The organism is Nostoc sp. KVJ3, from assembly GCF_026127265.1.
In the GTDB taxonomy this organism is placed as follows: Bacteria; Cyanobacteriota; Cyanobacteriia; order Cyanobacteriales; family Nostocaceae; genus Nostoc.
This window is the reverse complement of sequence record NZ_WWFG01000001.1, coordinates 415,045-428,508: the sequence shown is the minus strand read 5'-3', so window position 1 is coordinate 428,508 and position 13,464 is coordinate 415,045. Positions and strand designations below refer to the sequence as shown.

13 protein-coding genes are annotated in these 13,464 nt (G+C 39.9%); 4 read left to right on the top strand and 9 right to left on the bottom strand.

What is annotated here, in order from left to right:
- Positions 1-217 precede the first annotated feature (217 nt).
- From GTQ43_RS01960 to GTQ43_RS01945, 4 genes are all read left to right on the top strand, one after another.
- A complete protein-coding gene (locus tag GTQ43_RS01960) occupies positions 218-721 on the top strand; it encodes a GNAT family N-acetyltransferase (protein ID WP_265270214.1) in 504 nt (167 codons plus the stop codon).
- Positions 722-751: 30 nt separating this feature from the next.
- Entirely contained in the window at positions 752-1,030 is a 279-nt protein-coding gene (locus tag GTQ43_RS01955) for a hypothetical protein (protein WP_265270213.1), read from the top strand.
- Between the two features lie 22 nt (positions 1,031-1,052).
- Entirely contained in the window at positions 1,053-1,823 is a 771-nt protein-coding gene (locus tag GTQ43_RS01950; protein WP_265270211.1) for an SDR family NAD(P)-dependent oxidoreductase, read from the top strand.
- Positions 1,824-1,886: 63 nt separating this feature from the next.
- On the top strand, positions 1,887-2,204 hold the full coding sequence (locus tag GTQ43_RS01945; RefSeq protein WP_265270209.1) for a hypothetical protein: 318 nt from the start codon (positions 1,887-1,889) through the stop codon (positions 2,202-2,204).
- Here the strand turns inward: GTQ43_RS01945 and GTQ43_RS01940 are convergent.
- From GTQ43_RS01940 to GTQ43_RS01900, 9 genes are all read right to left on the bottom strand, one after another.
- Entirely contained in the window at positions 2,198-3,118 is a 921-nt protein-coding gene (locus tag GTQ43_RS01940; protein WP_265270206.1) for an alpha/beta hydrolase, read from the bottom strand. The genes GTQ43_RS01945 and GTQ43_RS01940 overlap by 7 nt on opposite strands.
- Positions 3,119-3,591: 473 nt before the next feature.
- Positions 3,592-5,160 carry an alpha-amylase family glycosyl hydrolase gene (locus tag GTQ43_RS01935; protein ID WP_265270204.1) on the bottom strand — a complete coding sequence of 523 codons (1,569 nt, stop codon included), beginning with the start codon at positions 5,158-5,160 and terminating at the stop codon, positions 3,592-3,594.
- Positions 5,161-5,380: 220 nt separating this feature from the next.
- The gene (hypB, locus tag GTQ43_RS01930) at positions 5,381-6,208 is read right to left on the bottom strand and encodes a hydrogenase nickel incorporation protein HypB (RefSeq protein ID WP_265270202.1); all 828 of its coding nucleotides are present in this window, start codon (positions 6,206-6,208) and stop codon (positions 5,381-5,383) included.
- Complete coding sequence (gene hypA / locus GTQ43_RS01925; RefSeq protein WP_265270201.1) at positions 6,199-6,540, bottom strand: hydrogenase maturation nickel metallochaperone HypA; 342 nt, start codon at positions 6,538-6,540, stop codon at positions 6,199-6,201. Before hypA ends, hypB begins: the two co-directional genes overlap by 10 nt.
- A gap of 123 nt (positions 6,541-6,663) precedes the next feature.
- Positions 6,664-7,767 (bottom strand): hydrogenase expression/formation protein HypE, encoded by a 1,104-nt coding sequence (hypE, locus tag GTQ43_RS01920; protein WP_265270199.1) that lies wholly within the window; start codon positions 7,765-7,767, stop codon positions 6,664-6,666.
- Between the two features lie 49 nt (positions 7,768-7,816).
- A complete protein-coding gene (gene hypD / locus GTQ43_RS01915) occupies positions 7,817-8,992 on the bottom strand; it encodes a hydrogenase formation protein HypD (RefSeq protein ID WP_265270196.1) in 1,176 nt (391 codons plus the stop codon).
- Positions 8,993-9,231: 239 nt separating this feature from the next.
- Positions 9,232-9,507: a HypC/HybG/HupF family hydrogenase formation chaperone gene (locus GTQ43_RS01910; protein ID WP_265270194.1), complete on the bottom strand. Its 276-nt coding sequence runs from the start codon at positions 9,505-9,507 to the stop codon at positions 9,232-9,234.
- A 127-nt stretch (positions 9,508-9,634) separates the two neighbouring features.
- Entirely contained in the window at positions 9,635-12,040 is a 2,406-nt protein-coding gene (gene hypF, locus GTQ43_RS01905; protein ID WP_265270191.1) for a carbamoyltransferase HypF, read from the bottom strand.
- Between the two features lie 75 nt (positions 12,041-12,115).
- The gene (locus tag GTQ43_RS01900; RefSeq protein WP_265270190.1) at positions 12,116-13,351 is read right to left on the bottom strand and encodes a hypothetical protein; all 1,236 of its coding nucleotides are present in this window, start codon (positions 13,349-13,351) and stop codon (positions 12,116-12,118) included.
- Positions 13,352-13,464 lie beyond the last annotated feature (113 nt).

Sequence of the window (13,464 nt, the reverse complement as noted above, 5' to 3'; positions counted from 1 at the left end):
TGTTTGAAGTCAAACAAAACCTAATATTTTTACCCATTATTTAACTAACACCAATTTTTTATGAAGCTGCATATAATTCGATCCCCCCTAGCCCCCCTTAATAAGGGGGGAACCGGAAAAACATCTATCAAAGTCCCCCTTTTTAAGGGGGATTTAGGGGGATCATAGATATATGCAACTTCACATTAAATTGGTATAACCTAAAATTAATAACTAAATGTACATCTCAATCCGCCAAGCAAACATACAAGATACGGTGATAGTTTCAAATGTGTTATTAGAAGCAGCTTTGTGGCTCCAGCAGCGTAGTGAACCTCTGTGGCGTGATAGCGAGGTTTCGCCAGAAAATATCTCTGAAGATGTTGCTAAAGGTTTGTTTTTCATTGCCGAATGTGATGGTGAATCTGCTGGTACAATAAAGTTTCAGCTTGAGGATTTACTTTTCTGGTCTGATATTTCTCAGGAAGAGTCAGTATTTGTACATCGCTTTGCAATTCGACGACGCTACTCTGGCGGTAAAGTCTCTTCAGCACTGCTGACTTGGGCTGTTGAACGCGCACAAAAACTTGATAAACGTTATTTACGTCTAGATTGCGATGCTTCTCGTCCGCGCCTGAGAGCAGTATATGAAGACTTTGGTTTCCGTTATCACAGCGAAAGACAAGTTGGTGCTTGTTTTGTTTCTCGCTACGAATATGAAATACTTCCACAAGTGACCTAATATTGGTATGTCTTTAAATAGATAAATATTATGCCAGTCTTTAGAAAAGATATTGATTTCTTCTTTGAAAAGTTTATCAAAGTTAGTACTGGAGGGGGTGGAGATGCTAGTGTCTGGGCAGTCGGTAGTTACCAGGGAATATTCATTTTAACTGTTATTGAGAAAAAAGTAGATTCCTTGACGATAGATGACATAGTTGATAAACCAGCTTTTGTTATGTTAGATGACCTAATGAAATTTTCTCCTTATTGGCAATACGATTCAGCAGCACTTGATTTATCAGCCAAATTAGCAATATCTAGTTTGTAATTGTTTTTTACTAATTATACAAATGGTTTTTAACGATAAAATAACAGATGCTAATTCTTTGATTGTCGGAGCCAACCAAGGTATCGGCTTAGGTTTTGTAAAAGAATTGCTGCTAGATGAACAAATAGCTAAAGTTTATGCTACATATCGCCAACAAAATGCTGCTGAAGAGTTACTATCTTTAGTAGATAAACACTCTGACAAATTAATTTGTTTGCAGATGGATATTACTGACGAGTTGCAGATTGTTGAAGCTGTTAAAAAAATACGTACTCAAGTTGACAAACTGCATTTAGTCGTCAACTGTGTAGGACTGTTGCATGAAGATACTTTGCAACCTGAAAAAAGCTTAAGAGAAATTAATTCAGAAAACTTGCTGCGCTACTTTCAGATAAATAGTATTGGTGCTGTCTTGCTAGCTAAACATTTATTGCCTTTATTGCGTCATGGAGAACGCAGTGTGTTTGCTAGTATTTCTGCTAAATTGGGCAGTATTGGCGATAACAAACTTGGTGGATGGTATGGCTATCGTGCTTCTAAAGCAGCACTTAATATGTTGATGCGAACTGCGGCCATTGAGTATAAAAGAAGTTGTCCGAAAGCATTAATAGTGACATTACATCCTGGTACAACTGATACGCGCCTTTCCCGTCCTTTCCAGAAAAATGTCCCTGCGGAAAAATTGTTTTCAGTGGAACGCACTGTTACCCAATTATTGACTGTCATCGAACAGCTTCAAGAAGGCGATAGCGGGCAGTTTTTCTCATGGGATGGAAGCAGATTGCCTTGGTAACTACGTTACGCTGGTGCTAATGTAAACTCACGTTACTTGTAACCTCAGCCTATGAAGTTTTTTGTGCCAGCAGCCAAGGATGATATCAAAGCAGAGCAGGTATATAATGCTCTTGCTCAGTCTCTCAAAGCACCAATAACCGAAAAGCGTATTTGGAAGTTACAGTGGCGCGATCGCGAAATTGACATGGAATGCGAGGTAGGTAAACCCTTACCATCCTCTTATCAAACAGGGAAAGAGCTAGTCCTAGCAATCTTTGACTGCGAAAACCTTTATAAGATTTGTACTCTCAGCCGTGGAGGAGTAAAGGGAGAGCCTATTTTGGTTGGAAAAAACTCTCAATCTTCAATAACGTATTTTTTAGATAATGTAAATCACTGACTAGGAAACTCTAACTCAGCGCTTCCCCTTCCTAACTGTGCTGTCTGGGGTGATAGGTGTCGCTCCAACCACTCTTCTAAATCAGCCATGACCTCTCGATAATTGAGGTCGCGCTGAATTTCGTGATAGGCTCCAGGATACTCAATTCTCAATTTATCTGTGCAATTTACCCGTTGATAAAAGATATCGCTTCCCGCAGGTAAAGCCACTCGGTCTGCACCACCGTGGAGAATCAACAATGGTAATTGCCAATCACCTGCGTGAGCATTAATCCAATCAACTGTTGCAAAGAATTCTGTAGCTAAACGGGCAGTAGCTAGGGTATGTCGCAGTGTATCCTGAGCGATCGCTGCTAAAACCTGCGGATCTCGTGAAGCAGCACTGATGTCAATACCTGTATTCAGTGTGAAACGCGGCCACACCCGTGAGAGCATTTTTCCTAAAAGCACCCGAATCGGTGAAATCCCAACTTTCCCCAAGGTTGGCGCAAGAGCGATCGCACCTTGCAAAACTGATGCTTCTTGGGGATAACGCAGAATATAATCTAAGACAATCACCCCACCTAAACTATGACCCAAAAGAAAAATTGGGCATCCAGGATTCTGAGTCTGAATTAACTGTAAAAAGGCTGCCAAATCTTCCCGAAACTCACTCCAAGCGTTGATGTAGCCTTGCTGACCTGGTGAGCGTCCATGACCACGCAAGTCTAAGCCATAAACAGCATATTGCTTGGGTAGCAAATGTTGAATTACATTACTGTAGCGATCGCTGTGCCCTCCGAGTCCATGCACAATGGTTAATATTCCTCGTATTTTACCTTCTGGATGCCAGCTTTGGTAATACAGGTCAAGTCCCCCAACACCTTGAAATCTGCCTTCTTTACGAGACGCTATGCGATCGCTATGATGAATCATCTGGTTAATTTTTTACGTATTTTCCCAACAAATTAAACTATAAGACTCATATTTGATTTTTGTAAAAACCAGGACTTACGCAAAAAAGTTCTAAAGTAGCGGTAATTCATGAATTACCGCTACCACAAATCAGGTTTTTGAGACAATTTTGCGTAAGTCCTAAAAACTAGAAACGAGATATTTACTCATTCTTATACCAATTTTTTATGAAGTTGCATAGAATTCGATCCCCCTAGCCCACGCCAGTCGCTCCACTACAGCGCTTCGCGCATCCTGCGGCGGGGGAGACCTCAAGACCGCGCTGGCGAACCAGAAAAACATCTATCAAAGTCCCCCCTTTTTAAGGGGGATTTAGGGGGATCAAGATATGTGCAAGTTCACATTAAATTGGTATTAGGGCAAAGCTTATGATAAAAGTTTATAAATTTAAACCAGGTTTTTACCCAAAGCTTTGCCCAAATTATGATGTTTACTTACGCCAAAATCGCCATTCCTGAAGGAGGTAAATCAATTCGCACCGTTGCGCGACGGTCATCATGATGTTGCACAGTTACAGTTTGATTCTGCTGTAGATTGCGTAAATCGGCATCGCTCCAATCACTTTTGTATAAAAAAGTCATTTCTGAGTCTTGAGGATGCATATAAGTATCTACAGTCACTTCTGCACCCCGATTTTCTAAGCCGTTGGTATTCAGTACCATCAACACTTCTGTGTCAAATAAAACTTGTGACCAAGCAACTAATTCGCCTTGTCCGGGAATCGAGAAGGGAGAGTTATAAAAGGATGTTTCGCGCAGATAGTGATGTCCACGGCGCAATGCTTTGCCAATTTTATCGTGACTGTTGCGAATTCGGGCGATCGCAGCTATTCGCAAATAGGTAGGATGGTCGATATCGAAGAAATGACAGTCTGCTGTTTGAAATGCGCCAAAAGCACCGCCAAACATCGCTTCTTTGATATATCTATCTTCGGCAAACCTTCCACCTTCTATGCTGTAATCGTGATAACCTTCATTCCCATCAAAAGCCTGTTCTGTTCCATAATAAATAGCAGGGATTCCTGGGATGGTTAATTGTACGCCAACAGCATGAGCAACTTGCTCATAAAGATGAGGCACATTACTGTATGCGGCAAATCGCTGCTTATTAGTATCGTCATCCAAAATGGAGACATGATATGTCCCAATTTGGCGATATTCTCCAGCGAGATGGTTTTCGCTATACAAATCGAAAAATTGTTTGGGATGTACTAACCCTTTGGCGAATGCAGCTAATTCATTCGGGGTTTGTACGTTATCTAATACAGCGCTAAGGTTGCGAGCAATAATGTCTATATAAGCACCAGCCATACTACCGGAGGTTATTTCCCCAGTCAGTAAAAAGTTTTCTTTACCAATAGATTCGGCGTATTCGCGGATAGCTGTGCAGAATTTGCGGGAATCTTCAGGAGAAACGTGTTTGAGGCTATCTATCCGCAAGCCATCGCAGTCAGAAAGAGCAATCCAATATTGATAAACTCTGGCTAAGGCTGCAATTACATCGTTTCTGTTGAACCAGTTATCAGAATTCTGGTCGTATGTTACATCTAAGATTACATACATCCTGCGATCGTGGGCAGCATCAATTAAATCTCTTAAATCTTGACGAGTCCCAAAGTGGGGGTCAATATTTAAGAAGTCTTGGATGCGATCGCTATGGTAAGCTTCTAACTCAGAACGTTGTTGCCAAGGTGGATTAATCCACAGCGTTGTTACTCCCAATCGCTGCAAGTAGTCTAATTTACTCTTAATTCCTCTAAGAGTACCACCTACAAACTTTGTCCCTGCTGCCATCCAGTCGGCTTTATCTTTAACCTGGAATTTTGCAGGATTGGTGTGGTCAAAAAGCTCCCTTTGATTTTCATTATCATCACTGAATCTATCTAATATCAATTGGTACAAAAACTGGTCGCGCCAACTGATAGGACTCGGATAAACTCTCCCTCGTGGTTTCAGGTCTGTTTCGGAGAGTTGCTGGGGTGTCAATTCTTCAACTTTAGCCATGAGGATTTACGCACTGAGAGGAAAATAGCAGTATGCATTTTCTATGTTAGAAAAAATACTGATAATTTTCATGAACCCAGAGAGAGATTCAGTAAATCAATGATTTAATTTTGTGATGATAGGCTTTAGAATTACCTATCTCTTCCTTCTCTTCCTCTGCGTCCTTTGCGTCCTTTGCGGTTCGTAAAAAAAAATTAAATATTCCTCAAGCGTAAAGAAATTAGCGTTGACAAATTTTTAAGTTTTCAATTAGCCACGCATACCACTTCTCCAACCCAGTACCAGTAGTTGCAGAAACCTGAAAAATCTGAATTTGGGGATTGATTTGCATAGCATAATCTATGCACTTTTGAACATCAAAATCTACATAAGGCAGCAAATCAATTTTAGTGAGAATCATGATGTTACTCGCACGGAACATGTGGGGATATTTTATCGGCTTATCTTCTCCCTCTGTGACGGAAAGAATCACAACTTTTGCCAGTTCTCCCAAATCAAATAAGGCTGGACAAACCAAATTTCCAACATTTTCAATCATCACAACAGAATTCAGAGGCGGATTCAGTTGTTGTAAACTTCTCTCTATCATTGAGGCATCTAAATGACAGCCTGTTCCGGTGTTAATTTGGATAACTTTAGAACCTGTTTCTTTAATTTTTTTGGCATCATTAGCAGTTTCTTGGTCGCCTTCAATGACACTAATAGATAATTGATGTTTTAAATCATTGATGGTTCGCGTTAAAAGAGTTGTTTTCCCTGAACCGGGAGAACTCATTAAATTTAAGGCGAGAATATTTCGCCCTTTGAACCATCCCCGATTTTGGGCAGCTAGGAGGTTATTTTTTGCTAATATATCTTGTTCTAAAGATATCGTTGTGTTGTGTATTTTGGCATGAATTTGAGGCGCTTCTATATGAGTATCATGACTGTGGGAATGAGTGATGATAGTTCCATCTGGTAAGGTGTGAGTATGATGATGTTCAGCTTCATCTATTTCTAGATTGGTAATTTTAGTGTCGCTATCAGAACAACCGCAAGTTACACACATAATTCCTCTATTTCTATTTCTTTAATTTTCAGTTCTTCACCAGTAATCAAATCTAATTGCACGCTACCACAGCTACAAATACCAAACGGTTTATCTAAATAAATTTCTGCACCGCATTGGCGACATTTTGCTAAACCTGGGATTTCTAAAATTTCTAATGTCGCCCCTTCTAAAAGTGTACCTTGAGTGCAAATATCAAAACAAAATCGGATAGCATCGGGCATAATGGCTGAAAGTTTACCGATTTCTAATAAAACTCGCTGTACTTTTGCACCTTTGGCATTTTCAGTTACAATTGCCACAATATTTTGAGTAATTCCAAGTTCGTGCATACTATAAAATCTATTAAATGTAGTTCCAAAACAAACAGTGATGCAACAACTTCTCTATTTTTATCTCTCTGTGTCCTCCGTGGTTCGTTTATTAGATAAACTATTTCTTGGAAATCCCAAAAATTAACAAATTCGTGGCAATTGGTCGCCTACCAACATATCAACAATCCTTTCAGCACCAAAAAGTGTTTTTAACAATACAATACCTGGTGGTGAAGAAATAACTTCGCCAATAATACAAGCATCTTTACCTGCTGGGTGAGATTTCATAGCCGATAAAACTTTGCCAGCATTCTCTTTTGGAACCACCACAACTAACTTACCTTCATTAGCTAAATACAATGGGTCTAAACCGAGAATTTCGCAAACTCCGTTGACTTCTTCACGTACTGGAATAGATTCTTCAAAAAGACGAATTCCCACATTGGAACTAAGCGCAAATTCATTTAATACTGTAGCTAAACCACCGCGTGTAGCATCTCGCATAGCATGAATTTGGGGACAGACATGGAGAATAGTTTCTACTAAACTATGCAACGGCTGACAGTCGCTTTCAATATCAGTTTCTAAGGCTAGTTCGCCACGGGCAATTAAAATCGCTGTCCCATGATTGCCTATTTCACCGTTAATTATTATTGCATCTCCAGGCTTAATATTGTGGGCAGAAATGTTAACTCCTCGTGGGATGATACCAATACCAGCAGTATTAATAAAGAGTTTATCGGCAGCACCTCGATGTACAACTTTTGTGTCACCAGTAACAATTTGAACACTAGCTTTTTCTGCGGCTGCTTTCATGCTGGTTGCGACACGGCGTAAGGTTTCTACAGGTAATCCTTCTTCTAAAATTACGCTACAAGTTAGATATAAAGGTTTAGCACCACTGACAGCTAAATCATTAACTGTACCGTTTATGGCTAATTCTCCTATATCACTACCTGGGAAAAATAAAGGGTCTACAACATAAGAATCTGTTGTAAATGCAAGCCTGTCTCCTTGTTGCATAAGACGGGCTAAATTTAAGGTGGCTTGGTCTTCTAGTTGTGAGAGAATTGGATTATCAAAACTACTAACAAAGATATCATCTATTAAATCGCGCATGGCTTTACCACCACTGCCATGTGCAAGAGTTATATGAGTATCTCGCACTTTACCTTGGCGATGGCGGGCTTGTTCAATTTTTTGGAATAGAGGATTTTTTATTGAGTTTTGGGGGGGAATATTCATATTAAAATTTTTTTAAACGCAAAGGTACGCAGAGTATTTATGAGATGTATTAGTCTGAAAAGAAGCCGCAGGCGGGGAGAGGTTCTTGAGTTATAGTTACTTTTGGTATTGTTCTTTTGGCAATGGTGGAAAGTCGCCCGTATTTGTAATAGGCTGCACAAGCACCTTCGGAAGATACCATGCAAGTACCGATTGGTGTTTCTGGTGTGCAAGCTGTACCGAATACTTTGCACTCCCAAGGTTTTAAAACTCCTTTGAGAATTTCTCCACATTTACAAGCTTTATGGTCGGCTACTTTGAGATTAGGAATGGTAAATTTAAGTTCGGCATCAAATTGAGCATATTCAGGTTTAATTTTTAATCCTGAATAGGGGATGTCACCTAAGCCCCGCCAATCAAAACTATCTCGGACGGTGAAAACTTTATTTATGGCTTGTAAGGCTACTGTGTTCCCGCTTTTTTCGACAATTCGGTTATATTGATTTTCGACTTCGCAACGATTTTCTACTAACTGTTGCAATAGCATCCAAATGGATTGGAGGATATCTAAGGGTTCAAATCCTGAGACAACAATTGGTTTATTATATTGTTGGGAAATAAATTGGTATGGGTCAGTACCAATTACCATACTTACATGTCCAGGCCCAACAAATCCGTCGAGTTGCAAATCGGGGTTATCTAATAGTGCTTTGAGGGCAGGAATCACAAGGACGTGATTGGAAAACATACTAAAGTTATGAATTCCTTCGGCTGCTGCTTGCAAAATGGTGAAGGCGGTGCTGGGGGCTGTGGTTTCAAAGCCTAATGCGAAGAAGACTACTTGTTTGTCGCGGTTATCTTTGGCAATTTGCAAACTATCTAGGGGAGAGTACACCATACGGATGTCTGCACCTTGTGCCCTAGCTTGCAGTAAAGTGGTTTTGGAACCTGGAACTCTCATTGCGTCGCCAAAGGTGGCAAAAATGACGTTATGATTTTGAGAGATTGCGATCGCATCATCTAATCTCCCTTTTGGCATAACGCATACTGGACAACCAGGCCCATGAATTAGTTCGATGGTTTGGGGTAAGATTTCTTCGATGCCATATTTAAAGATGGAATGGGTATGTCCACCACATACTTCCATGATTTTGATGGGTTTTTCTAGCTGGTGGCATAATTTGGCGATTTCGCGGCGGATGGCTTCTGCTTTTTCTGGTTCGCGGAATTCGTCAACATATTTCATAAGGATTGGGGAATAGTTAATTTCGCTTTTGTGGTAGGGAGTTTTTTTAACGAACCGCCAAGACGCCAAGAACGCCAAGGAAGAAAGAGGTGAGTTTTAAACGTTTTCTTTATGTGAGACAAGAAAAGTCTATTATTTAATACCATTTCTTTGTGAAGCTGCGCTAAATCTCTTAATTTCTTGGCGTACTTGGCGTACTTGGCGGTTCGTTCTTTATTTTTTACCCTATAGGCGCATCTTCATACAGAATTAGTATAAGTACTAATCCCTGCTTGTGCTGCTGCTAATTCTTGAAATAGTTGCAATGTTTCTGCCGCTTCTTGTTCGTTAATTCGATTCATCGCAAAGCCAACATGCACTAGCACCCAATCACCAATACAAGCTTCGGGGGGATGTTGTTCATCTACGATACAAGCAATATTTACTTCGCGTTTAACACCGCCAATGCTAACTAGGGCTAATTTATGGTTAACGTTGGTAATTTCTATAATTTGTCCGGGGATTCCTAAACACATTTTTTTATTTTTTAAGATAAACGAACCACAGAGGAGCCAGTGCGTTGGGCGGGTTCCCCGACTTGAAGCACCTGGCATCGCGCGGAGAACGCAGAGAGAATTATTTGTGAGGCAAAGTTGCCGAATATCAACACTCTTGTATTAATTGTGCGGCTGCAATCACTGCTTGTCCTAAAGATAAGCCGCCGTCATTAGCTGGAACTAAGTTGTGAGTGAGTACTTTTATTCCTAATGGTTGTAATCCTTTCATAACTTGCTCTAACAATATACAATTTTGAAAGACTCCTCCTGTTAGGGCTACCTGATTAATTAGATTTTCTTGACAAAGATGCTTAACCATTTCCACAATCGCATTAGCTAAACCTTTGTGAAATTTGGCAGCTATAACTGGTTGTGGAATCTTCTGCTGTAAGTCATTAAGCAAGGCTTGCCACATTGGCCGCGGGTCTATACAATAAATACTATCTGAAAAGCTAAAACTAAAAGGATAGATTAGCGTTTCTTTATCATTATTTAAGCTGCTAACATCTACTATAGCTTCAAGTGCGATCGCAGCTTGTCCTTCATAGCTACATTCATCTCTATAAATACCCATAGCCGCCGCCACTGAATCGAACAACCGCCCCACTGAAGAAGCTGGAGGTGAGTTAATCCCTTTATCCATAAGTTGATTAAGTAGCTTTAGTGGTTTTTTATTTAGAAATTTTACAATTTCCAAATCAGCATACTGTTGTTGGCAATCATCCCAAAGATTAGCAGCTATTAATTGGGCGTAGGTATTACGCCAAGGCTGATAAATTGCTTGTTCACTACCAATCATTGCTACCGGTTTAAATGTTGCTAGTCGCTGAAATTTCCGATAATCTGCTAAAAGAAATTCCCCGCCCCAGAGTGTAGCATCGTCGCCGTAACCTAAACCATCTAAAGCAATACCTAATACTGGAGGTGAATCTAAAGAAATCCCATTTTCTGCCATACAAGCAGCAATATGGGCGTGATGATGTTGGATTTGATGAATTGGAATTTGATTTGTATCCGCTAGTTTTTTACCAAGTTTGCTTGAGAGATATTCAGGATGTTTATCAATAGCGATTATTTCTGGTTTATGTTCAAATAAATTTAAGTATAAATTTAAAGTCTCTTGATAAGCATTGAAAGCGGGAGCATTTTCTAAATCTCCCAGATGTTGAGAGAGAATTGCTTCTCCTTCACGCAATAAGCAGAAAGTATTTTTTAACTCACTACCCATTGCTAAAATTTGCGGTACATTGTCAAATCCCGGTGGTAAACTAATTGGTGCTGGTGCATATCCTCTAGCACGGCGAATTGTTTGAACTTTATCGCCGATAACTCTCATCACTGAATCATCTACCCGATTAATAATCTCTCGATTGTGAAAAAGAAAATAATCAGCGATTGTCCCTAATTTTTCTCTTGCTTCGTCATTATCAATACATTGTGGTTCATCGGCAATATTGCCACTTGTTAAAACAATTGGGCGATTCATCCGCCGCAGAATTAAATGATGTAAGGGCGTATAAGGTAACATGAAGCCAAGGATATTTTGCCCCGATACTACCGATGGTGCAATATGAAGAGAGTTAGGAGTTAGGAGTGAGGAGTTAGGAGTAAATAAATTTTCACCATCTCCATCTCTCCCTTTTATCTGTAGTAAAACAATTGGTGCAGCAGAACTTGTCAATAATTCTTTTTCTTTGGCGTTTACACGACAATATTGTTCAATTATTTCAATATCTCGCGCCATTAAAGCAAATGGTTTGTGATAGCGCTTTTTACGTTGACGCAGTTTTTGTACAACGGTTTCCTGAGTTGCATCACAAGCCAGATGAATACCACCTAATCCTTTAATTGCTATAATCTCACCCTTTTGCAACAGGGTACAAACGGCATCAACATCATCCATCATCGAAAACATGGAAGCAGTAACCGATTTACCATCAGCGCGTTCTAACCAAGCTGTGGGGCCGCAAACATGACAAGCTACAGGTTGGGCGTGAAATCGCCGGTTTTCAACATCGTTGTATTCCTTTGCACATTCAGGACATATAACAAACGCAGACATACTGGTATTGCATCTGTCGTAAGGAATGGCACGAATAATACTCAAGCGGGGGCCGCAATGAGTGCAGTTAGTAAATGGATAACGATAAAAACGGCTGAAAGGGTCGAATATTTCTTTTTGACATTGCGGACAAGTAGCTGCATCAGGAACAATTTCTGTTTTGATTGCACTATTGACGCTACTAGAAATCACAAAATTATTAAAGTTAAATTTACCTTCATAAGGAGTTCTAATTAGTTCATTAATTTTTGCTAACGGTGGACATTCAGTTTGCAATCTGGCAACAAATTCTGTTAATGCTTCCTCACTACCAGATACCCGAATTAATACACCTTCACCATCATTACAAACATCTCCACGCAAACCACAGGCTTTAGCCAGACGATATACAGTAGGGCGAAATCCTACCCCCTGAACAGTACCGCGAACTCTAATTTCTTCAGTCGGCATAGAGACTTCCAAATAAAAAAATACTCAAAAAACTCTCTTCTCCTCATTCCTCTGTGTTCTCTGTGGTTCGTTTATTTAAATAATTTCTTTCTTAGAAGTCCCATCATTAAACTGCCACAGCAATATTCGGTTATTTCCAGAATCAGCTATTACTGCTGTATTGCCACAAATTTTTATTCCATAACACCAATTTAAACTATCTCGTTTAGGTAGCCCGAAATTCCGATTTTCACCTTTACTTTGAAAATTTATTTGTCCTGCCAACCCATCTGCCATTACACCTTGTAGTGATAAAATTGATTCTGGCTTCTTCCATCCTAATAAACGAGAATTAGCAGTATCTGCAACTACTAACCAATCCCCAGCCACCGCCACACCATAAGGCATACTCAAACTACTAGCACTTGGCAAATAAACTCCTTGATTCATTTCCACAAAATCAAAGCTTTTTTGTCCTAAAACCACTGCACAAGGGGTATTATTTTCTGTTGGTATTCCCTGCCAAATCATTATCCGGTGATTACCTGCATCGCTGACAACCAAATTCTCTCCCCAAAAAGTGATATCGTGACACCATCGCATACTCGCTGCCGTTGCAGAATCACCACCGTTTTCGTTGCGAGATATCATATCCGGTTGTCCCAAAACTAAATCAGCCGGTTGACCATTTTCTCTTGGTAACTGATGCCAAATTAATAGTCTTCGATTACCAGTGTCAGCAATAAATAGCCGTCCTTGATGATAGTAAACACCATAAGGCCAGTGCATTGTATTAGCAGATGCTTGCTGATTTCCTCGATTTGGTTCATTATCAGTAAAGTTAACTTGTCCTAACACCAAATCTGCTGGAACATTGTTATCTTCGGGTAAGTTTTTCCAAATCAAAACCCGATGATTCCAAGCATCTGCTACAGCTAACCCTTCGCCGCAAGCACAAATCCCTGTTGGTACACTTAAAGTTGCCCTTCCCGGTGTATTTTTAGCATTTTGTCCTTCATGATAAAAATCAGGTTGTCCAATTACCCAATCAGCCGGTTGACTATCTCTTATAGGTAAATTCTGCCACCCTAATAATCGATGATGTCCTGTATCTGATACCCATAATGGGCCAGTTTCTGATAACAAACAAGCACCACGCGGCCCAAACATTGTTGTGGCATTCGGTACTACAGGTATAACTAATTGTTCTGGTTCAATAATGTTACCTAAAATTACCTCTGCACCTTGAGGTGATAAAGGCAAATATTGAGAGATTTCTGTTGCTTCTAGCGGTAATTGTGATATGGGATTATTTATGATTGGCATATCCATGAACCGCAGATAGACGCTGATAATTATTTAAAAACATTAATCTTGATTAGCGTGTAACAACAGTAACAGTTTTGCATTATATTTTTTCAAATTAAGTTAAAACCTTTAATCAA